We start from the raw sequence: 19,802 nt of genomic DNA, 5'->3' as shown, positions 1-19,802 counted from the left end.
TGGCGGCGGTAAAATGCCCGTATCATTCATATTATTGATATTATTGTTCGAATTGTATTATTTTCAATAATAATAAATAACCCTAAACCAATATAAATAACAGCCATTATCCAACGACTAAACTTCTCTACAATTTCACCAACACCTGAAATATTAGCCAATCTTTGTGCTGTATATACTAAAACAAAAATCAATATTAAAAATACAAGAAGAGTAACTAATAAGTCGACAAGATCTAAAGTCACAAAGTAAGGAACAAAAAGTCCAATATTATCTGCACCACAACTAGCAACTGTAACCAAAGCAACAATACCGACTAATTTTGACAACCCTTTTTCATCCAATTCTTTTTTAGCTCTTTTTTCGCCCTCACAATCGTCGTAAATAGCAACTTTAATACCTAAGTAAATCGGTATTAAACCTAATAAACCCAACACCCATTTTTCCGGAACATAATTCAAAACAAAAGCTAAAAATAAACTAACTAATATTAAAATTACAGAACCTAAATATTGTCCGATATAAATATCTCGATATTCTTTTCTAGTATTTGCTCTAGCAAAAAATATTAATAGTATTAACAACAAATCTACTGCTGTAGCAATATATAAAACAGCAGCAGTAATCACTGTCGAAAACATAAAGCACCTCATAATGAATCCCCTGCCCCCTTGGCACCACGGCTTTTTCAAAAACCGAATCGCGTTCGGATAACAGATTCGTATCTTTCGCTAAAGAGGCAAGCCTGCGGCTTGCTTACCCTCTCCCTAGCCCTCTCCCACGGGGAGAGGGAATCGGGCTGCCAAACCCTAACATTTTCAGGTTTGCCTGCCATCCGATTCTCAATCCTACACCCTCTAATTTTCAGCAACCTGCTCCCCTCTCCCCGTGGGAGAGGGTTAGGGAGAGGGCAACGAACCGCAAGGTTCGTCAAACACTCAAATGCCCGTATCACTCATAATAATGAATCCCCTGAAACTCCCTTGCCACCACGGCTTCTTCAAAAGCCGAATCGCGTTCGGACAACGGCGTGGGCAGTGCAATCACGTTTTGCACGTTCATGCCCTTAGTGGAAAGCAGCATGATTTCATGGCTCAGGCGTGCGGCTTCAAAGCGGTCGTGCGTTACCAGCATACACGCCATACCCTGCCGCTCGATTTTTTCCACCAGCATGGCGACCAAAATATCGCGCAAATCGCGGTCCAAACCGACAAACGGCTCGTCCAGCAAGGCAAGGTCGCAGCCGCACAGCAGCAGGCGCAGAAACGCCACCCGTTTCGCCATGCCGCCGGACAACTCGGTCGGATATTTGTTCAAATCGCCCGCAGTCAGCCCGACTTTCGCCGCCAGCGCGATGATTTCGCCTTCATCGGGTTTGTCCATAAAAATCGCGATATTCTGCATCGCGGTCAGGTTTTCCGGCAGGCGGTTTTCCTGAAACAGAAAACCCGTTTTGTGGAAAGTATTGCGTATTGTGCCCGATTTTGGCGTTTCCAAGCCCGCAATCAGCCGCAAAACCGTCGTCTTACCGCAGCCGCTCGGCCCGAACAAGGCTTTCACTTCGCCATGTTGCAGGTTCAAACTGAAATCGCGCACGATGGGGTCGCGGAGAATTTCAAAACGCACGTTTTCAAGACAGAGCATCATCTCCTCCACGGCATAAACAAAATTTCCAAAGGCTTGGTAATCAGGTATTCAAACAGCGACACAAACACGATGACCAGCACCACATAAGCCATCACCGTCGAAGTCTACAGCGTCCACAAAGCCAGCGGCAGCACAAAGGCGGCGGCCATCCAGAGAACGCCGCGTTTGAAGACGGGCGTGAATCCGATCAGGCGGCGTTTTTCAGACGGCCTTTCAGACGGCCTCTGCGCGGTTTGGCTTTCAGACGGCCTTTTCGCCGCTTTTTTGCGCTTGTCAGAAGGCATAGTCGTACTCCGCAACCAGCGGCGCGTGATCGGAAAATTTTTCGTCTTTGTAAACGTGCGCCGCTACCGCTTTGGCGGCCAACTCGGGCGTCACCATCTGATAATCGATGCGCCAGCCCACGTCTTTCGCGTAGGCCTGCCCCCTGTTGCTCCACCATGTGTAGCCGGGCGCGTCGGGGTAGAGCGTGCGCCAGATGTCCGTCCAGCCCAACTCGTTGATAACCTTGCCTATCCACTCGCGCTCTTCGGGCAGGAAGCCCGAATTTTTCTGGTTGCCCTTCCAGTTTTTCAAATCGATGTTCTGATGCGCGATGTTCCAGTCGCCGCACACCACAATATCGCGCCCTTCGGCCTTCATGTCGGCGAGCATGGGATAAAACACGTCGAGAAAACGGAATTTCGCCTGCTGCCGCTCCTCCGCGCTGCTGCCGCTGGGCAGATACAGCGAGATTACCGACAGCCTGCCGAAATCGCAGCGCACAAACCGCCCTTCGCGGTCGAACTCTTCCACGCCGATGCCGGTGGTAACGCGGTCGGGCGCGCGTTTGCTGTACACCGCCACGCCGCTGTAGCCGCGTTTTTCCGCGCAATGCCAATGGCCGTGCATCCCGTGCGGATTTTTCATTTCGGGCGACAAATCCGCCTCCTGTGCCTTGAGTTCCTGCACGCAGACGATGTCCGCGCCCGAAGCGGCGATGTATTCGAGAAAACCCTTTTTATAGGCCGAGCGGATGCCGTTTACATTGGCGGAGATGATTTTGAGCATGGTGTGAAAACGGGTTAAGAAAAACGGACGGCATTGTAACCGATTTTTCAGACGGCCTCTGTCGGCGGCGGGAGTGCAAAGGCCGTCTTTGCCTGTGTGTGCGGCCTGCCCATTTGTCCGTCATTCATTTATAATCCGCGCTTTGAATTTGCCAACAGAAAGCGCGGCTATGTCCGATTTCCGTCAAGATTTTTTAAAATTCGCCCTCAGCCGCAAGGTGCTGAAATTCGGCGAATTCACCACCAAAGCCGGGCGGCAGTCGCCCTATTTTTTCAACGCCGGATTGTTTGACGACGGCGCGTCCACGCTCGAATTGGCGCGCTTTTACGCCCGCTCGATTATCGAGAGCGGCGTGAAGTTCGACATGCTGTTCGGGCCGGCCTACAAGGGCATCATTCTCGCCGCCGCCACCGCCATGATGCTGGCGGAAAAAGGCGTCAACGTGCCCTTTGCCTACAACCGCAAGGAAGCCAAAGACCACGGCGAAGGCGGCGTTCTGGTCGGTGCGCCGCTCAAAGGCCGCGTTTTGATTATCGACGACGTGATTTCGGCGGGCACTTCGGTGCGCGAATCGGTGAAACTGATTGAAGCCGAAGGCGCAACGCCCGCAGGCGTCGCCATCGCGCTCGACCGCATGGAAAAAGGCACGGGCGAACTCTCGGCGGTGCAGGAAGTGGAAAAACAATACGGCCTGCCCGTTGTCCCGATTGCCGATTTGGACGACTTGTTCGCCCTGCTGCAAAACAGCGCCGAGTTCGGCGGCTTTTTAGAACCCGTGAAAGCCTACCGCGCACGCTACGGCGCCCCGCGCGGCTGAGCGCACGCCGCGCCGCGCAACACAAGGGAAACACCATCATGCCCATCTGCTCCTGCCCCCACTGCCAAACCTATCTGAAAGTCAAAGAAAGCCAGCTCAACGTTGCCCAGGGCTTTGTCAAATGCACCGACTGCCAGGGCTTGTTCAAAGCCAAAGACTTCGTTGCCAGACAGCAGGTTTCCTCCATCGACTGGCTGCCCGACGGCGTCAGCGACATCGATCTCGTGCGGCGGCTGGGCACTTATGTGCGCGGGCGAAATTCCTTCGACAAGTGCCAGATCGACTATCTGCTCGAACACCCCGCCGAAGCGGGGCAGCCTGCCGCCGTGCCCAACGATCAGGAACATCGCGCCGCGCAGCCCGTGCCCATGCCCGAGCCGCCGCCGCGCAGCGAATCCCCCGCGCCCGCCAAAAGCGGCAGCACCAACTGGACGCTTGCCGCCCTGGTCGCCCTCACCGTCCTTATTTTGCAGCTGTTCTTCATCCTGCTCAGCCGTCAGGCCGTCTGAACCATGCAGCCCGCCGACACGCCCGCCTTTATCCGCCACTTCCGCGAAGCCGCGCCCTATATCGACTATCTGCGCGGCAAAACGCTGGTGGCCGGCATTGCCGGCAGCCTGCTTACGCCCGAACGTTTCCGCCCGATTGCCGCCGATCTCGCCCTGATGGCGGGGTTGGGCATCCGTCTGGTGCTGGTGTACGGCAGCCGCAGCCAAATCAGCGCCGCCTGCGCCGCGCAGGGTATCGAGCCGCGCTACCATCTGGGTCGCCGCGTCACCGACGACACCGTAATCGAAATTGCCAAACAGGTTTGCGGCCGTCTGAATTACGAAATCGAAGCCGCGCTGTCCGTCGGCCTGTCGCACTCGCCGCAGCGCGGCCGCCGCCTGCGCGTTGTGTCGGGAAACTTTGTTTCCGCCCGCCCCATCGGCATCATCGACGGCATCGACATGGGCTACACCGGCTGCGTGCGCAAAACCGACGCCGAAGCCGTGCAGTCCTGCCTCGACAGCGGCGCCGTCGTCCTCATCAGCCCGCTGGCCGCCTCGCTGGGCGGCAAAACCTTCAACCTCGCCATGACCGACATCGCCGAGTCCGCCGCCGCCGCCTTGCAGGCGGAAAAACTCGTTTTCCTGATCGAGCAGGAAGGCATACTCGACGAAGAAGGGCGCCGCCTGAGCAACCTGTCTTCCGAAGAAGCCGAAGGCCGTCTGAAAAACGGCGGCATCCTGCCGCAGCAGCGCGAACTGCTGCGCACCGCCCTCAGCGCCGTCGGCAAGGGCGTGCAGCGCTGCCAAATCCTCTCCGGCCTCGCCGACGGCGATTTGATCGGCGAACTTTTCACCCGCAGCGGCACGGGCACCACCGTTGCCCAAGCCCCCTTTATGCGCATCCGCCCCGCCGAGGGCAGCGACATCCCCGACCTCATCGCCCTTATCCGCCCGCTCGAAGCGCAGGGCATACTCGTGCGCCGCAGCCGCGAATATCTGGAAACCCATATCGGCGGTTTTTCCGTGCTCGAACACGACCGCCAAATCTACGGCTGCGTCGCCCTGAAAACCTTTGCCGACGCGCCCGAGAGCGGCGAACTGGCTTGCCTTGCCGTCTCGCCCGAGGCGCAGGACGGCGGCTACGGCGAGCTGCTGCTGCAACACCTGATCGGCCGCGCCCGCAGCCTGCGCCTGAAAAAACTGTTTGCCCTCTCCACGCAAACGGGCGACTGGTTTGCCGAACGCGGCTTTCAGACGGCCTCTCCCGCCGACCTGCCCGCCGTACGGCAGGCCGAATACCGCAGCAGCGGGCGGCAGTCGGCCGTTTTCGTGCTCGGCTTGGACGGGGCGGAACAGGCGGGATAAAGGCCGAACCGTCGGGCAGGCAAAAGGCCGTCTGAAAACACCGTTTCGTGTTTTCAGACGGCCTTTTTGCTGCGCCGCGCTTTCAGACGGCCTGTTATTGCTGGCAGACGGGGCAGTAGAACGTGCCGCGGCCGCCGAGGGTGGTTTTGACAATGGGTGCGCCGCATTCGGCGCAGGCTTGGCCGTCGCGGCCGTAGACGCGGTATTCCTGTTGGAAATAGCCGCTGTTGCCGCTGCTGTCGACGAAATCGCGCAGGGTGCTGCCGCCTTTGGCGATGGCGCGCTCGAGGGTGTCGCGGATGCTTTCTGTGAGGGCGGCGGCCTCTTCGCGCGTGAGGCTGTCGGAGGGGCGCAGCGGCGAGATGCGGGCGGCGGACAGGCTTTCGTTGGCGTAGATGTTGCCGACGCCGACGACGGCGCGGTTGTCCATCAGCACGGTTTTGACGGGGCTGCGGCGGTTTTGAAGGGCGGCGTGGAGATAGTCGGCGGTGAATGCTGCGCCCAGAGGCTCGGGGGCGAGGTGTTGCAGCAGGGGATGGGTTTCGGCCGCGCCCGCATACCAGGTGACGATGCCGAAGCGGCGCGGGTCGTGGAAACGCAGCAGGGTGCCGTCTGAAAAGGCGATGTCGAGGTGGTCGTGTTTTCCCGCTGCGGGCGCTTGGCCGGGGGTGAAAACGCGCAGGCTGCCCGACATGCCGAGATGGATAAGGAGGATGCCGTGGGCGAAGCGGACGAGGAGGTATTTGGCGCGGCGGCCGCATTCGAGCACGGTCTGCCCGCTCAGGGTGTCGGCGAGATCGGGTGGCACGGGCAGGCGCAGTTTGCTTTGGCGCACGCTGACGGCAGCGACGGTTTTGCCGGTGATGTGCGGGGCGACGCCGCGCAGGGTGGTTTCGACTTCGGGCAGTTCGGGCATGGTTCGGGATTGGTTTGAGGCCGTCTGAAAGCGGGTTTTGCGTTTTCAGACGGCCTTTGGGGTTTACAGGAAGCTGTGTTCGGCGGCGGGGAAGGTTTTGTTTTTCACAGCGGCAACGTAGGCGGCGACGGCGGCTTGGATGCTGTCCTGCCCCGCCATAAAGTTTTTGACGAAGCGGGCGGTGCGGCCGGGGAAGACGCCGAGCATGTCGTGCATGACGAGCACTTGGCCGTCACAGTCGACGCCCGCGCCGATGCCGATGGTGGGCGCGGCAACGGCTTCGGTAACGGCTTTGCCCAGCGCGGCGGGCACGCATTCCATCAAGATCATGGCCGCGCCCGCCGCGTCGTGGGCTTTTGCGTCTGCCGTCAGCGCCGCGCCGCCGTCGGCCTTGCCCTGCACTTTGTAGCCGCCGAAGGCGTGGACGGACTGGGGGGTGAGGCCGATGTGGGCGCAGACGGGGATGCCGCGCAGTTGCAGAAATTCGGTGGTTTCGGCCATCCATGTGCCGCCTTCGAGTTTGACCATGTGCGCGCCGGCAGCCATCAGTTCGGCGGCGGCGGCGAAGGCCTGTTCTTTGCTCTGCTGGTAGGCGCCGAAGGGTAGGTCGGCGAGGATGAGGGCGTTTTTCGCGCCGCGTGCGACGGCGGCGGTGTGGTAGCACATGTCGGCAAGGGTGACGGGCAGGGTGGAGCTTTGTCCCTGCACGGTCATGCCCAGCGAGTCGCCGACGAGGAGGGTGTCGACGCCGGCGTCGTCCATCAGGGCGGCGAAGCTGGCTTCGTAGGCGGTGAGCATGGCGATTTTTTCGCCGTCGGCTTTCATTTTTTTCAGGGTGTTGACGGTAATCACGGTGTTCCTTTGTGGTGTGTATGTGTTTCAGACGGCCTGTTGTTTTGAGGCCGTCTGAAAAGGATCAGATGTCTTTGAGGTTGAGGTAGTGGCGGTTGCCCTGCATGTGGCTGATGGTGCGCAGCAGCAGCTCGAAATGATCGTCGTTGCCGGTGAAGTCCATTTCGTCGTTGTTGGCGATGAGCAGCGGGGCGTTGTCGTAGAGGTGGAAAAAGCGGCGGTATTCTTCGTGGATGCGGCCGAGGTAGCCTGCGGGGAAGAGGTTGAATGTGCCGCCGCCGCGCGAAATCAGGCGTTTGTCGGCGGCTTCGTCGGCGGTTTGCAGATAAATGACGAGGTCGGGAACGGGCATCTCGGGCATGATGCGGTGTTTGGCTTCCCAAAACAGGGTTTGTTCGTTGGCGTTTTCGTCGTCGTCGAGCACGACGGGCACGAAAATCTGGTCTTTTTCCAGCAGGAAATCGGCAACGACGCGGCCGCCTCTGGCTTCTTCGGCGTTGATGATGTCGATGGCCTTCACGCGGCGCAGCAGGAAATGCAGCTCTGTGGCCAGGCCGTGGTTGGCGGCGTTTTCGTAGAAGAGTGAGAGAAAGGGGTTGGTTTCGGGGCTTTCGGTGAGGTAGAGCGCGTCGAAATAACCCGCCAGCCGCCGCGCGAGTTCGGACTTGCCGCTGCCTATCGAGCCTTCGACCACTATGTATCGGTAATCCATCGCCTGTTTCCTGTTTGTCGGCAAAGGGGCGGATTATACGGCTTCGGGCGCGGGCTTTCCAACAGCAGGCAGGCCGTCTGAAAGGTTTTCAGACGGCCTGCGGGTCTGTGTTTGTTTATAGGAGACGGATGCCGTCGCTGCCGAGGGCATCGGCCAGCGCGCCTGCCGTGCCGTGTTGTCCGATTGGGTAGGCAGGGTCGAGGTCGGCGAGGGGGCGCATGACGAAGGCGCGCAGGTGGGCGCGCGGGTGCGGCAGGGCGAGGGCGGGGTCGGAGGATGCGGTGTGCGCGTAGTCGATGATGTCCAAATCGAGGGTGCGCGGGGCGTTGGCAAAAGGGCGCTCGCGGCCGAAGTCATGCTCGATTTGTTGCAGCAGATCGAGCAGTTCGCGGGCGGCGAGGGTGGTTTCGATGATGGCGGCGGCGTTGGTGAAATCGGGCTGGTCGGTATAGCCGACGGGGGCGGTGCGGTAGAGGGGGGAGAGGCGCAGGGAGAGGATTTGCGGGTGCGCTTTCAGACGGCCTGCGGCTTGGGCGACGGTGTCGGCGGATGCGCCGAGGTTGCTGCCGAAGGCGATGGCGGCGGTGGCGGGGCGGGTGTCGGGCATGGGCGGCTTTCGGGTGTTATGGAAGGGGGTGATGAGGCCGTCTGAAAGGCTTTGGTTTTGTTGAAGCATCGCTTTCAGACGGCCTTTCGGGAAATCACCGTTTCACTTCGCGGTAGGCTTTGAGTTCGCGCAGGATTTCGGGTTTGACGATGCCTTGGAGTTTGTCGGCGGGTAGGATGAAGGATGGGGTGTCGATGTAGCTGCCGAAGCTGTATGTGCCGTAGGTATAGGAAAGGGCGTTTTTGTCGAAAGTCCAGTTTTCCAGGTGTTCGTCGGTGAGGTGGTGGGGGCTGTTTTTGTCGTCGAAATCCGCTTCGAGTTCCTGCCGGGTTTTGCCGCCTTCTTGCAGATAGTAGTCGAGCATGCCTTGGCGGTGCAGGGCGGCGAAGGCGGCTTTTTTGCCGGGCAGGAGGATGTCGGCGAGTTTGAGGGGGACGGGTTTGCCGCTGCGGGGGATAACGTAGCTGCCGCCGTCGCCCGCGCCGTGCGCGCCACCGGAGTATTCGTAGTCGGTGGTGGAGAGGACGTAGTAGTGGGGGGTGTAGCCTTCGAGGGAGACTTCGGCGATGTATTGGTGGCGCGGGTAGCCTTCGTTATCACGGAATTCGTCGACGCGTTTTTTCAGTTCGCGCAGGGCGGCGGCTTTGCTGAGGGTTTTGAGGCCGTCTGTAACCGACATTTTGCGGATAAGGTTTTCGGCAAAGGCGTTTTGCGCTTGGTCGGCGAAGACGGGGCGGGAGACGGTGAACTCGCTGCATCTGCTGTCGGCCGTGGGTTTGGGGCAGTATTTGGCGGTGAATTCCGCGGTTTTGATTTTCGGCGGCTGCGCGGCGGCGGGCAGGGCGAGGGCGGCGGCGAGGAGGGCGGGGAGGATTTTGTTCACGGTGTTTTCCTTTTGCTTGGTTGTTCAGACAGCCTTTGTCGGGGATAAATTATTTTTCGGCAACGGCGTAGGCAGTAACGGTGCCGCTGTCGTCGGCGATGCTCAGGTGGACGCGCGCGACGCCGATTTCGTCGAGAAAGGCTTGCAGCGGCGGGGCGAAGACGGTTTCCGGTTTGCCCTGCGCGGTGTGGCCGACGCCGATATTGCGGAAGGACACGGCGCCGCGTATGCCCGTGCCGAGGGCTTTGGCAACGGCTTCTTTGGCGGCGAAGCGTTTGGCGAGGAAGGCGGCGGGGCGGGCGGCGGCCTCTAATTCGGGCAGCTCGGCCGGGTGCAGCACGCGCTCGGCGAAGGCGCGGCCGTGTTTTTTGTAGAGGGTTTCGATGCGTTTTTCCGCGACGATGTCGGTGCCGATGCCGTAGATCATGGGGTTTATCCTTGTTTTTTGACAAATATAGTGAAACAACGCGGAAAGATACAAGGCAGCAAGCCGCAGACAGTATGAGTAATACGGGGCAGGTTTGCTTGGCATTTTTAATGCCTTAGCAAAGCATTTTTAATGCCTTAGCAAACCGCCCTCTTCGAGCTAAGGCGCAGCAACGCCGTAGATTTTCGTGTTGTTTCACTATAGAAAAACGGTTGGGGCCGTCTGAAAGGTTTTTGCTGCGTTTACTTCTCTTTCAGACGGCCGCAGATTTTAATCGAAACTATGGCAAACGGGCGAATCCGTCCGCGCCGAGCGGTTCGCGTCCGAGCAGGGCGGCGAAGCCGGCGCAGTCGGCGCACGAGCCCTGTTGCAGCAGGCGGATGCTGTCGCGGCTGAGAAAACCGTTGCTCAGAATATTGGCCGGCGGCAGGGCGGGGCGCAGCAGGGCAAGGGGGACGGGCAGGACTTTGGCGGGCGGTTTGCCGTGCAGGGTTTGCCGCAGGATGGCGAGATAGGCCGCGAGGGTGGTTTTCAGACGGCCTGTCATGTTGACGACCGCGCCCGACGGGGCATCGAGCAGGCGGCAGAGGCCGTCTGAAACGTCTTCGGCGTGCACGGGCTGCAAAGCGAACGCGCCGCCTGCGGGCAGGGGCAGCACGGGCAGGCGCGCGAGTTTGACAAACAGTTCGCAGCTTGTGCCGCCGCGCCCGTACACGACGGAAGGGCGGGCGGTTGCGCTGTCCAATTCGGCGGCCACGGCCGCGTCGCCGCGCCCTTTGCTCGCAAGAAAAGCGACGGCATGGGCGGGGTCTGCGCCCAGCGCGGAGAGCTGCACCCAGCGGCGCACGCCCGCTTCTTTCGCCCAGGCGGCGAGCAGGGCGGGCGTGGTGTGGTGGACGGTTTCCAAAATGTCGGCATGGCGGCTCATGATGCCGACGCAGTTCATCACCGCACCGCAGCCTTCGAGCAGCGGCACGGCGGCGGCTTTGTCGGGGCGCAGCAGGTCGAGTTCGGCGTGCGGCGGCGTGCGGACGCTGTGACCCGCTTCGCGCAGGCGGCGGGCGGCGCGGCGGCCGATAAAGCCGCTGCCGCCGAGGAGCAGGATGTTCATGGGTTCTTTCTTTTGCAACGGTTGGAGGAGGGGCGTTTCCCGCGAACGTTCAAACCGCGTGCGTTGCTGCGCAACACACCCTGCTTGGGCGGCGGAGGCCGTCTGAAGGTGCGTTTGCGGCGGGACGTAGTGTTTTTTGTTTCCTAGGGCGCGTTGACAATCAGCCTTGCGGCGGTATTTTTGGTAAAAATCCACGCCTGCCGCGTCAAAAATGCTCGCAAGATGTTCAATCTTGCTGCGCTTTTTTCCTTGCAGGCGCGAATTTTTCCTCAAAAAACCGCTTCGCAAGCTGAATGTCAACGCGCCCTAGAGGCCGTCTGAAAGCCGAGTACTTTGTTTTTCAGACGGCCTTTTGCGGCGTTTCGGGTGGGTTTTTCTGTTCGGCGAGCTGTTGCAGGCGGTAAGCGGAGGGCGCGGCGGAGGGCAGCTGTTTGGCCCGGCTGTTGAAACGGATTTGCCGGCTCACCTGATAGGCGAGGGCGAGCAGCAGCGACACGCCGCCGAACACCGACCAGCGCAGGGCGTAGAGCAGGTTGTCGGCAAGGCCGCGTTCGAAGTTCGGGGCGAACAGCAACACGAACAGCAGGGGGACGAAGACGCTGAGACTTCCATAGATCCGCTGCCAGAAGAGGCCGCCGGTTTCTTTCACGCCTTCGCGTCCGTCGTCGCACAAAAAGGCGGTGACGCGGCGCAGGACGCTGCCGACGGCAAACCAGCAGACGGCGGAGACGGTGAGGGAGACGGCAACGGCGGTCAGGATAATGGTGAGGTTTTGCATGGCGGGTTTCCTTTCTTTAAATGAAGATAAATGAAGACGGGGACGGGTTTGTTGTTTTCAGACGGCCTAAGCCGGTTTGAACACCATCAGAAAATAGATAACGAGCGTGGCGCAGAAGGCGGGATAACCGAGCAGCTCCCAAGCCCGCGCATAGCGGAAATAGCGCGGCGGCATGGTTTCTGCCCCCGCAGCGGCGGCATCGCGGGCGATTTTCGCCATCTTGAGCTGCAGCCACACCACCGGCAGCCAGCACGCGCCGCAGAGCAGGTAGAGGCCGAGCGTCCAGGCGATCCAGCGCGTGTCGAAGGACAAATGCGCCTGCGACATCAGCCACCAGCCCGACAGCGGCTGGAAAACCACGGCGGGCGTGGTGAACCACCAGTCGGCCTTCACCACCCATTTGGCCACCACCGACTGTGCCGCCACCGAGCCGCTGCGGTTTGCCCAAAACAGGTAAAACGCCGTGCCGAAGCCCGTGCCCACCATCAGCGTGGCCGACAGGATATGCAGGGTTTTGACTATCAGATAAGTGTTCATGATTTACTCCTTTTATTTAAGAGTTGCGGCAGGCAGGTTTCAGACGGCCTTCTGCCGTGCGGCCTGCGCCAAAAACAGCATCAGCGCGGCTGTCGGCAGGTTTTTCACCAGCGGCGCGAAGGGGTGCAGCCACATGGCGGGCAGGGCAAAGGCGGTGATGAGGCTGTATGCCGTCACCGTCGCCGCCTGCGCCGCCCAAAAAAGCGGCAGGCGGCGGGCGCGGGTGAAGCAGAGCAGGCCGAAGACGATGTCCAGCAGCGAAGCCGCCAGCAAAACGGGATAGCGGAAGGCCGTCTGAAAACCCACTGCCGCGAGCAGTTCCAGCGATTGCTGCGGCGCGGTCAGCACCGGTTGCAGGCCGCTCCACAGCCACAACAGGCCGAGTGAGGCGGGCAGATAAGCGGGGATGCGCGGGGTGGTGTTCATTATTTGTCTTTCTAAATTTCCGTCAAAACAGAAATAACGGGTCAAAAAAATTTGCGGGACGGCGGCGGGCGTTTCAGACGGCCTACTCGTCATTCGGCTTCGGCAGCACCAGTCGCGCCAGCGTCGCCGCGCTCAGGCCGCCCGCGAGGGCGAAGGTATAGATTACGAAGCTGTCGGCTGAGGGAGTGTCTCCGCCAAAACCGAGATACGGCAGAACAAAGCCGAACAGCGCGGACACCGCCGCTCCCGCCGCCGCCGTCAGAAACGTGTTGGCCGCGCTGCGGTACGGCCGCCAAAGCGTCAGAATGCAGGCCAGCACGGCGGCGGGCACGAAGCCGAGCACCGTGCCGAAAATCAGGAAAAACGGCAGAACCAGCACGCCGGCAAAGGTTTCTGAAAACGACATTTCGCCGGCAACAAGCGCGGCGAAGAAGGTTGCACCTCCCAACCAAAGCGCGCCCAAGGGTGCGCCGCACAACAGCGAAATCCAAAACACACCGGCGCGCGGATAGGGTTTGGCGGGGGATGGTGCGGGGCGGACGGATTCATTCATGGCGGGTTTCCTTGTTGCGGTGGCGGTGGCGGCGGATGCCTCGGGTCGGTTTTGCGGCATTTTATTGGTATTTTAAAATTTCTGTCAATACAGAAATTAAAATAAATCTGCCAGTGTGAAAACGGGTTGTCTGCCATCCGTCCATGCCTTTTGGAGACATGGGCGCGGGATGGCGTTTGCGAAAGGATGCGAATTGTCAGCGCGGGCGGTTTTATGTGAAAATCGCTCTTAATTTTATCGGCCGTCTGAAACGCGGTTTCAGACGGCCTGCCGCATTTGCGGCATTGTGTTTGTTTATCCATAAGGAGCGATTCGATGATATTCCGCCACACTTTACTTGCCCTGTGCTGCGCCGCCGCGCTGGCCGCCTGCGGCGGGCAGCAGGAAGGTGCCGCCGCGCAGGCGCCCGCATCCGCGCAGCAGGCCGCGCCCGCAGGCTCGGTTTCCGTGAAAACCATGCGCGGCGAGGCTGCCGTGCCGCAAAATCCCGAGCGCATCGCCGTGTACGATTTGGGCGCGCTCGACACACTGAGCACGCTGGGTGTGAAAGTCGGCGCCGCGCCCAATACGCTGAGCCTCGACTACTTGCAGCCTGCGGTAAAAGACGCGGTGAAGGCAGGAACGCTGTTCGATCCCGACTATGAAGCGCTGAATGCCTACAACCCGCAGCTCGTCATTATCGGCGGGCGCATGGCCAAGGCTTACGACGAGTTGGCCAAACTCGCGCCCACCATCGAAATGGGCATAGATTCCAACAATATGCGTCAAAGCGCCGACGAGCGCATCGACGCCTTCGGTGCGATTTTCAACAAAAAGGCCGAGGCCGACGCGCTGAAAGCACAAATCAACCAATCCTTTGAAGCGGCCAAAGCGGCGGCTGCGGGCAAAGGCAAGGGACTGGTGCTGATGGTGAACGGCGGCAAACTGTCGGCCTTCGGCGCACAATCGCGCCTGGGCGGCTGGATACACAAAGACATCGGCGTGCCGCCCGTGGACGAAGCGATTAAAGAAGGCTCGCATGGCCAGCCCGTTTCCTTCGAATATGTGAAAGAGAAAAACCCCGACTGGCTGTTTGTCCTCGACCGCACCGCCGCCATCGGCGAGGAGGGACAGGCGGCGAAAGATGTTTTGAACAACCCGCTGATTGCCGAAACAACGGCGTGGAAAAAAGGCCAAGTGGTGTATCTGCTGCCGGAAACCTACCTCGCCACCGGCGGCGCGCAGGAGCTGCTGAACTCGACCAAGCAGCTTAAAGACGCGTTTGACGCGGCGAAGTAAATCTGTGCTTTCAGACGGCCTCCTCTTGGCGGAGGCCGTCTGAAAAACGTTTTCCGGCAGGGAAAGCCGTAACGGACAAGACGCCCGAAGCGGCGGCGTTTTCTGTTTTCCCAACCGTTTGCGCGCGATGCAGACAATCATCAACTGCCGTTTTGTTTTCGGCTGCGCCGAAGCTGTGTTTTCAGACGGCCTCCCGTTGCGGCAGAGGCCGTCTGAAAGCCCTTTAACCCTTCTGATACGATGATAAAAAATCCCTTTTCCCTTTATGCGGCCGCTTTTGCCGCGCTGCTGCTGCTCTTCGGCCTCAGCCTGTCTATCGGCGTGGCCGATTTCCGCTGGTCGCAGCTTTTTTCGCCGTCCGACAGCATGATGCTGATGGTGGTGAGCCGCCTGCCGCGCACGCTGGCGGTGGTGCTCAGCGGCGCGTCGCTGGCGGTGGCGGGCATGATTATGCAGATTCTGATGCGCAACCGTTTCGTCGAGCCGTCGATGGTGGGCGCGAGCCAGAGCGCGGCCTTGGCGCTGGTGCTGCTGACGCTGGTTTATCCGGCGGCGGGCGTGATGCTGAAAATGTCGTCAGCCGCCGCTGCGGCAATGGCGGGCATGCTGCTGTTTATGGCGCTGATTTCGCGCCTGCCGCCGACGGCGCAGCTGATGGTGCCCTTGGTGGGGATTATTTTCGGCGGCGTAATCGAGTCGCTGACGCTGTTTGTCGCCTATGAAAACGAGATGATGCAGATGCTCGATGTGTGGCAGGCGGGCGATTTTTCGGGGATTTTGCAGGGGCGTTACGAACTCTTGTGGCTGGGCGGCATCGTCGCCGTGCTGGCCTATGTGATTGCCGACCAGCTCACCATCGCCGGGCTGGGCGAGGCGGTGAGCGTCAACCTCGGCCTGAACCGCACGGCGGTGTTGTGGGCGGGGCTGATTATCGTCGCGCTGATTACCTCGCTGGTGGTGGTGACGGTGGGCAACATCCCGTTTATCGGCCTGGTCGTGCCCAATATCGTCAGCCGCCTGATGGGCGACCGCCTGCGCCGCAGCCTGCCCGCCGTCGCCCTGATCGGCGCGGGCATGGTGCTGCTGTGCGACATCGTCAGCCGCACCGTGCGCTATCCCTTCGAGATTCCGGTGTCCACCGTTTTCGGCGTGCTCGGCACCGTGCTGTTTCTCTATCTTCTGATGAGGAAACCCGCCCATGCCGTCTGAAAATCCGTCCGCAAGCCGCCGTCCGCTGTGGGTTGCCCTGATTCTGCTGATCGCCTCCTGCGCCCTGTTCCTCATGCTCAACGTGCACGGCAGCTGGGATTTCGTCTTGCAGCGGCGCGGCACGACGCTGGCCGGGCTGCTTCTGGCCGCCTACTCCGTCGGCGTGTCCACCCTGCTGTTCCAAACGCTCACCAACAACCCCATCCTCACGCCCGCCATCCTCGGCTTCGACTCCCTCTATCTGTTCCTGCAAACCCTGCTGGTGGTGCTGCTGGGCGGTGTCGGCTACGGTGCGCTGCCGGTAAACGGCAAATTCGCGCTGGAACTGGCGGCAATGATGGGCGGCTCACTGCTCTTGTTTAACGTTTTGCTGCGGCAGGGCGGCCGCGATCTGGCGCGGATGATACTGATCGGCGTGATTTTCGGCGTTTTCTTCCGCAGCCTCTCGGCGCTGCTCAAACGCCTGATCGACCCCGAAGAATTCGCCGCCGTGCAGAGCAACAGCTTCGCCAATTTCAACACCATCCATACCAACCTGCTCGCCGTCGGCTTTGTGATTGCGGCGGCCAGCGCCGTCTTCCTCTGGCGCGAACGCCACCGCCTCGACGTCCACCTGCTCGGCCGCGACCAGGCCGTCAACCTCGGCATAGACTACACGCGCAACACCTTATGGATACTGCTGTGGATCGCCACCCTCACCGCCACCGCCACCGCCGTCGTCGGCCCGGTGAGCTTTTTCGGCCTGCTCGTCGTCGCCCTGGCCGACCGCTTCAGCCCACATGTCCGCCACAGCCTGCGCCTGCCCATGGTCTTCCTCACCGCCGCCGTGTTGCTTGTCGGCGGCCAAACCGTATTCGAACACCTCCTCGGCATGAAAGCCGTGCTGAGCGTCGTTATCGAATTTGCCGGCGGCCTCGTCTTCCTCTGGCTGGTGCTGAAAAAGAAAAAATAGGCTTCCAAACGGCCTGCCACAGAAAGGCCGTCTGAAATCGAAGCTTCAACGAAGCGAAAACCCGTTCAGAAACGGCCTCCCCAACAACCCGACCCGAAAAAACCACCATGATACAAATCCGCAACGTCGGCCACAGCATAGGCGGCCGCCCCATCCTCCGCGACATCAGCCTCGACATCCCGCAAGGCGGCATCACCGCCCTCATCGGCCCCAACGGCGCGGGCAAATCCACCCTCCTGTCCTTCGCCGCCCGCCTGCAACCCCTCAAACAAGGCAGCATCAGCGTCGGCGGCCACGACGTCGCCGCCACCCCCACAGCCGAACTGGCCAAAATCCTCTCCATCCTCACCCAAGACAACAGCATCGTCAGCCGCATCAGCGTGCGCGACCTGCTCATGTTCGGCCGCTACCCCTACCACCAGGGCAGGCCGTCTGAAAACGATTACGCCATCGTCGAAAACGCCCTCGACGCCTTCCAACTGCGCGACTTCGCCGAACGCTACCTCACCGAACTCTCCGGCGGCCAGCGTCAGAGGGGCATGATCGCCATGGTCTTCTGCCAGCAGACCGACTACGTCCTGCTCGACGAACCGCTCAACAACCTCGACATGTACCACGCCCGCGCCCTCATGCGCCTGCTGCGCCGCCTCACCGACGAACACAAGCGCACCACCGTCGTCGTTTTGCACGACATCAACCAGGCCGCCGCCTACGCCGACTACGTCGTCGCCATGAAAAACGGCGCGGTTTTCATGGCCGACACCCCCGACAAAATCTTCACCCCCGACAACATCCGCGAACTGTTCGACATGGACGTCGACGTGCTCGACTACAAAGGCAAGAAACTCGTTATCCACCATATTTGAACCGCCGACTGTGCAGCCCGCGGCAAAAGGCCGTCTGAAAAACCTGCGAAGCAGGTTTTTCAGACGGCCACCCTTTTCAGACGGTTCCCCTTTTTGCTTTCAGGCCGTTTTCGCCCCTTGATTCCCTCCCCCGCCCGCGCGGGGGAGGGCTAGGGTGGAGGGTGCGCCGCTGCGGAAACTTTTGCGGGAACTGCGGCAGCAAAAGCATTTTTGCGAAATGCCACCCTCCCCGATCCTCCGCGCCAGCGCGGGGGAGGGGCAAAGCGTCACACAGCGGCAGGTTTCGGCCTTTCAGACGGCCACAAACGGCACAGCAGCCTGAAAGGCCGTCCGAAACCCCGACGCCGTTATTTGCGGACAAAAAGGCCGTCTGAAAAACCGTTTTCAGACGGCCTCCCGCGTCTGTGCAAAAAACCGCAAAAGCACTGGTACGGCAGGCCGTCTGAAATTACCATCGCGCCTTTTGTCTGACTGCCCGCCGCCATGCCGCTCCGCCCCACGCCCTTTGCCACCCGCATCTGCCGCCTGTTCAAAATGGCGGGCTGGCTGATTGCCACAGTACGCCGCATCCGCAGGCTCGACGGTGCGCCGCAAAGTGTGCGCAACGCCGAATTTGCCGCTATCTGCAACAACGCGCTCAACATCCTCAACGTGCGGCTCGACGTGCGCGACAGGCCGTCTGAAACGCCGCAGGGCGTGCTGGTGGCGGCCAACCACGTTTCCCTCCTCGACATCTTCGCCATCACCGCGCAATGCCCGAGCAGCTTCATCGCCATGAAGGAACTCGAACGCTGGCCGCTTGTCGGCCGCGCCGCCCGCAACGCCGACACCGTCTTCATCGACCGCAGCAGCCGCAAAGACATCAACGTTATCAACGAAGCCATCGTCCGCTCGCTGGAAAAAGGCCAAAACGTCTGCTTCTTCCCCGAAGCGCGCACATCGAGCGGCGACGGCATCCTGCCCTTCAAAGCCGCGCTGTTCCAGTCGGCCATCGACGCGGGCGTGAACGTGCAGCCTCTGGCGCTGCGCTATTACGACGGCCGCAACCGCCGCACCGACCGCCCTGCGTTCAGCGATGTTTCCCTGCCCGTCACCCTGTGGCGCATCGTGTCGATGCCCGAAATCCAAATCCGCGTCGACTTCCTGCCGCAAATCCCCCCCGAGGGCGACCGTTTCGCCCTGAAAGACCGCGTGGAGGCCGCCGTCGGCAGCATGGTGGACAAGATAGGCGTACAATCCGCCCCGCCGCTGCAAAACGGCGGCAATGAATAGCGGTTTGCAATCAAAAAAATTTGAACAATAAATTATACAAATCATGCCGCCGCCGTTAAAATGCGCGGCATCCCATATACCGTTTTGTGTTTTCACTCCGTTTTCATACAGAGGCTGCGCCGCAGCCCAAACTTTTTACAACCCGTTTGTTTCAGGAGACTTCCATGAGCATCAACATCAAAACCGAAGCCGAACTGGTCGGCAGCACCGTTCCTTCCGTCGTATTCCACACCCGTCAGGGCGACGCATGGGTAGACGTATCCACCGACGATCTGTTCAAAGGCAAAAAAGTCGTCGTCTTCTCCCTGCCCGGCGCGTTCACACCCACCTGCTCCTCCACCCACCTGCCGCGCTACAACGAGCTGGCCAAAGAATTCTTCGCCCGCGGCGTCGACAGCATCCTGTGCGTATCGGTTAACGACACCTTCGTCATGAACGCCTGGCTGGCCGACCAGGAAGCCGAAAACATCACCGTCGTACCCGACGGCAACGGCGACTTCACCCGCGGCATGGGCATGCTGGTGAGCAAAGAAGGCCTGGGCTTCGGCGACCGCTCCTGGCGCTACTCCATGCTGGTCGAAGACGGCAAAGTCACCAAAGCCTTCATCGAACCCGTAAAAGACGGCGACCCCTTCGAAGTGTCCGATGCCGACACCATGCTCAAATATATCGATCCGTCCTGGCAGGAGCAGCCCTCTGTTGCCATCTTCACCAAACCCGGCTGCCCCTTCTGCGCCAAAGCGAAAAAGGCTCTGCAAGACAAAGGCCTGGCCTACGAAGAAATCGTCCTCGGCCGCGACGCCACCACCACTTCCGTGCGCGCCATCACCGGCAAAACCTCCGCACCGCAAGTCTTCATCGGCGGCCAATACATCGGCGGCAGCGACGACTTGGAAGCCTGGCTGGCGAAAAACCGATAAAACCGTTTGAAACCGAGGGCTGCGCCATAACAGCCCTCTCGGATAACCGCCAAGGGTTATCCGGGTAACGCCGCCGCAGACAGGCCGCGTTACCCGGATAACTCTTTTTCACACCCACCCGCAGGCCGCGCCG

At 60.3% G+C, this 19,802-nt stretch carries 25 protein-coding genes and 1 pseudogene; 10 read left to right on the top strand and 16 right to left on the bottom strand.

Annotated elements, in window-relative coordinates:
- Positions 1-26: 26 nt before the first annotated feature.
- The 5 genes and pseudogenes from CGZ77_RS10175 to CGZ77_RS10160 all read right to left on the bottom strand — a co-directional run bounded on the left by CGZ77_RS10175 (position 27) and on the right by CGZ77_RS10160 (position 2,697).
- On the bottom strand, positions 27-641 hold the full coding sequence (locus CGZ77_RS10175; protein ID WP_009751810.1) for a CadD family cadmium resistance transporter: 615 nt from the start codon (positions 639-641) through the stop codon (positions 27-29).
- Between the two features lie 310 nt (positions 642-951).
- A complete protein-coding gene (locus CGZ77_RS10170) occupies positions 952-1,644 on the bottom strand; it encodes an ATP-binding cassette domain-containing protein (protein WP_198142886.1) in 693 nt (230 codons plus the stop codon).
- A pseudogene (locus tag CGZ77_RS12150) lies at positions 1,644-1,751 on the bottom strand (ABC transporter permease); the annotation flags it as partial. The pseudogene CGZ77_RS12150 and the gene CGZ77_RS10170, both read right to left, overlap by 1 nt.
- Positions 1,752-1,931, bottom strand: coding sequence for a hypothetical protein (locus tag CGZ77_RS12310; protein WP_009751812.1), 180 nt, complete (start codon positions 1,929-1,931; stop codon positions 1,752-1,754). It abuts the pseudogene before it with no gap.
- Positions 1,921-2,697 (bottom strand): exodeoxyribonuclease III, encoded by a 777-nt coding sequence (locus tag CGZ77_RS10160; protein ID WP_009751813.1) that lies wholly within the window; start codon positions 2,695-2,697, stop codon positions 1,921-1,923. The genes CGZ77_RS12310 and CGZ77_RS10160 overlap by 11 nt, the downstream gene beginning before the upstream one ends.
- 169 nt (positions 2,698-2,866) lie before the next feature.
- Here CGZ77_RS10160 and pyrE point away from each other — a divergent pair, with 169 nt between their 5' ends.
- Genes pyrE through argA form a run of 3 tightly spaced genes read left to right on the top strand, consistent with a single transcriptional unit; the run spans position 2,867 to position 5,370 of the window.
- Positions 2,867-3,514, top strand: coding sequence for an orotate phosphoribosyltransferase (pyrE, locus tag CGZ77_RS10155; RefSeq protein WP_009751814.1), 648 nt, complete (start codon positions 2,867-2,869; stop codon positions 3,512-3,514).
- A gap of 38 nt (positions 3,515-3,552) precedes the next feature.
- The gene (locus CGZ77_RS10150) at positions 3,553-4,023 is read left to right on the top strand and encodes an MJ0042-type zinc finger domain-containing protein (RefSeq protein WP_009751815.1); all 471 of its coding nucleotides are present in this window, start codon (positions 3,553-3,555) and stop codon (positions 4,021-4,023) included.
- 3 nt (positions 4,024-4,026) lie between these two features.
- Positions 4,027-5,370, top strand: coding sequence for an amino-acid N-acetyltransferase (gene argA / locus CGZ77_RS10145; protein WP_094031160.1), 1,344 nt, complete (start codon positions 4,027-4,029; stop codon positions 5,368-5,370).
- 94 nt (positions 5,371-5,464) lie between these two features.
- Here argA and mutM read toward each other — a convergent pair whose 3' ends face one another.
- The 11 genes from mutM to CGZ77_RS10090 all read right to left on the bottom strand — a co-directional run bounded on the left by mutM (position 5,465) and on the right by CGZ77_RS10090 (position 13,172).
- Entirely contained in the window at positions 5,465-6,286 is an 822-nt protein-coding gene (gene mutM, locus CGZ77_RS10140; RefSeq protein WP_009751817.1) for a bifunctional DNA-formamidopyrimidine glycosylase/DNA-(apurinic or apyrimidinic site) lyase, read from the bottom strand.
- 63 nt (positions 6,287-6,349) lie between these two features.
- A complete protein-coding gene (panB, locus tag CGZ77_RS10135) occupies positions 6,350-7,138 on the bottom strand; it encodes a 3-methyl-2-oxobutanoate hydroxymethyltransferase (RefSeq protein WP_009751818.1) in 789 nt (262 codons plus the stop codon).
- 64 nt (positions 7,139-7,202) lie between these two features.
- Positions 7,203-7,850, bottom strand: a complete 648-nt coding sequence (locus CGZ77_RS10130; RefSeq protein ID WP_009751819.1) for a deoxynucleoside kinase — start codon at positions 7,848-7,850, stop codon at positions 7,203-7,205.
- Between the two features lie 115 nt (positions 7,851-7,965).
- Entirely contained in the window at positions 7,966-8,457 is a 492-nt protein-coding gene (gene folK, locus CGZ77_RS10125) for a 2-amino-4-hydroxy-6-hydroxymethyldihydropteridine diphosphokinase (RefSeq protein ID WP_036496122.1), read from the bottom strand.
- Between the two features lie 94 nt (positions 8,458-8,551).
- Complete coding sequence (locus CGZ77_RS10120) at positions 8,552-9,340, bottom strand: PdaC/SigV domain-containing protein (protein ID WP_009751821.1); 789 nt, start codon at positions 9,338-9,340, stop codon at positions 8,552-8,554.
- Between the two features lie 49 nt (positions 9,341-9,389).
- The gene (gene acpS, locus CGZ77_RS10115) at positions 9,390-9,767 is read right to left on the bottom strand and encodes a holo-ACP synthase (RefSeq protein WP_036496100.1); all 378 of its coding nucleotides are present in this window, start codon (positions 9,765-9,767) and stop codon (positions 9,390-9,392) included.
- A 280-nt stretch (positions 9,768-10,047) separates the two neighbouring features.
- On the bottom strand, positions 10,048-10,878 hold the full coding sequence (locus CGZ77_RS10110; protein ID WP_036496103.1) for an NAD-dependent epimerase/dehydratase family protein: 831 nt from the start codon (positions 10,876-10,878) through the stop codon (positions 10,048-10,050).
- A 340-nt stretch (positions 10,879-11,218) separates the two neighbouring features.
- Positions 11,219-11,656, bottom strand: coding sequence for a hypothetical protein (locus CGZ77_RS10105; protein ID WP_094031159.1), 438 nt, complete (start codon positions 11,654-11,656; stop codon positions 11,219-11,221).
- 66 nt (positions 11,657-11,722) lie between these two features.
- Positions 11,723-12,193, bottom strand: a complete 471-nt coding sequence (locus CGZ77_RS10100) for a DUF2269 domain-containing protein (RefSeq protein ID WP_009751825.1) — start codon at positions 12,191-12,193, stop codon at positions 11,723-11,725.
- A gap of 39 nt (positions 12,194-12,232) precedes the next feature.
- A complete protein-coding gene (locus tag CGZ77_RS10095; RefSeq protein ID WP_036496105.1) occupies positions 12,233-12,619 on the bottom strand; it encodes a DoxX-like family protein in 387 nt (128 codons plus the stop codon).
- Between the two features lie 82 nt (positions 12,620-12,701).
- Positions 12,702-13,172, bottom strand: a complete 471-nt coding sequence (locus CGZ77_RS10090) for a hypothetical protein (protein ID WP_157058125.1) — start codon at positions 13,170-13,172, stop codon at positions 12,702-12,704.
- A gap of 315 nt (positions 13,173-13,487) precedes the next feature.
- Here CGZ77_RS10090 and CGZ77_RS10085 point away from each other — a divergent pair, with 315 nt between their 5' ends.
- From CGZ77_RS10085 to CGZ77_RS10060, 7 genes are all read left to right on the top strand, one after another.
- On the top strand, positions 13,488-14,450 hold the full coding sequence (locus tag CGZ77_RS10085; RefSeq protein WP_094031158.1) for a siderophore ABC transporter substrate-binding protein: 963 nt from the start codon (positions 13,488-13,490) through the stop codon (positions 14,448-14,450).
- 240 nt (positions 14,451-14,690) lie between these two features.
- Positions 14,691-15,659, top strand: a complete 969-nt coding sequence (locus CGZ77_RS10080) for an ABC transporter permease (RefSeq protein WP_009425143.1) — start codon at positions 14,691-14,693, stop codon at positions 15,657-15,659.
- The gene (locus tag CGZ77_RS10075; protein ID WP_009425142.1) at positions 15,649-16,611 is read left to right on the top strand and encodes an iron chelate uptake ABC transporter family permease subunit; all 963 of its coding nucleotides are present in this window, start codon (positions 15,649-15,651) and stop codon (positions 16,609-16,611) included. The genes CGZ77_RS10080 and CGZ77_RS10075 overlap by 11 nt, the downstream gene beginning before the upstream one ends.
- 107 nt (positions 16,612-16,718) lie before the next feature.
- On the top strand, positions 16,719-17,477 hold the full coding sequence (locus CGZ77_RS10070) for an ABC transporter ATP-binding protein (protein WP_094031157.1): 759 nt from the start codon (positions 16,719-16,721) through the stop codon (positions 17,475-17,477).
- A 210-nt stretch (positions 17,478-17,687) separates the two neighbouring features.
- Positions 17,688-17,948 carry a hypothetical protein gene (locus CGZ77_RS12145; RefSeq protein ID WP_157058104.1) on the top strand — a complete coding sequence of 87 codons (261 nt, stop codon included), beginning with the start codon at positions 17,688-17,690 and terminating at the stop codon, positions 17,946-17,948.
- 12 nt (positions 17,949-17,960) lie between these two features.
- Positions 17,961-18,749, top strand: coding sequence for a 1-acylglycerol-3-phosphate O-acyltransferase (locus CGZ77_RS10065; protein ID WP_009425345.1), 789 nt, complete (start codon positions 17,961-17,963; stop codon positions 18,747-18,749).
- A 164-nt stretch (positions 18,750-18,913) separates the two neighbouring features.
- Positions 18,914-19,669 (top strand): glutathione peroxidase, encoded by a 756-nt coding sequence (locus tag CGZ77_RS10060; RefSeq protein WP_009425346.1) that lies wholly within the window; start codon positions 18,914-18,916, stop codon positions 19,667-19,669.
- Positions 19,670-19,802 lie beyond the last annotated feature (133 nt).

Origin of the sequence: Neisseria sp. KEM232 (genome assembly GCF_002237445.1) — a bacterium.
In the GTDB taxonomy this organism is placed as follows: Bacteria; Pseudomonadota; Gammaproteobacteria; order Burkholderiales; family Neisseriaceae; genus Neisseria.
The sequence above is the reverse complement of the archived record's forward strand: the minus strand, read 5'-3'. Positions and strand labels throughout refer to the sequence as shown.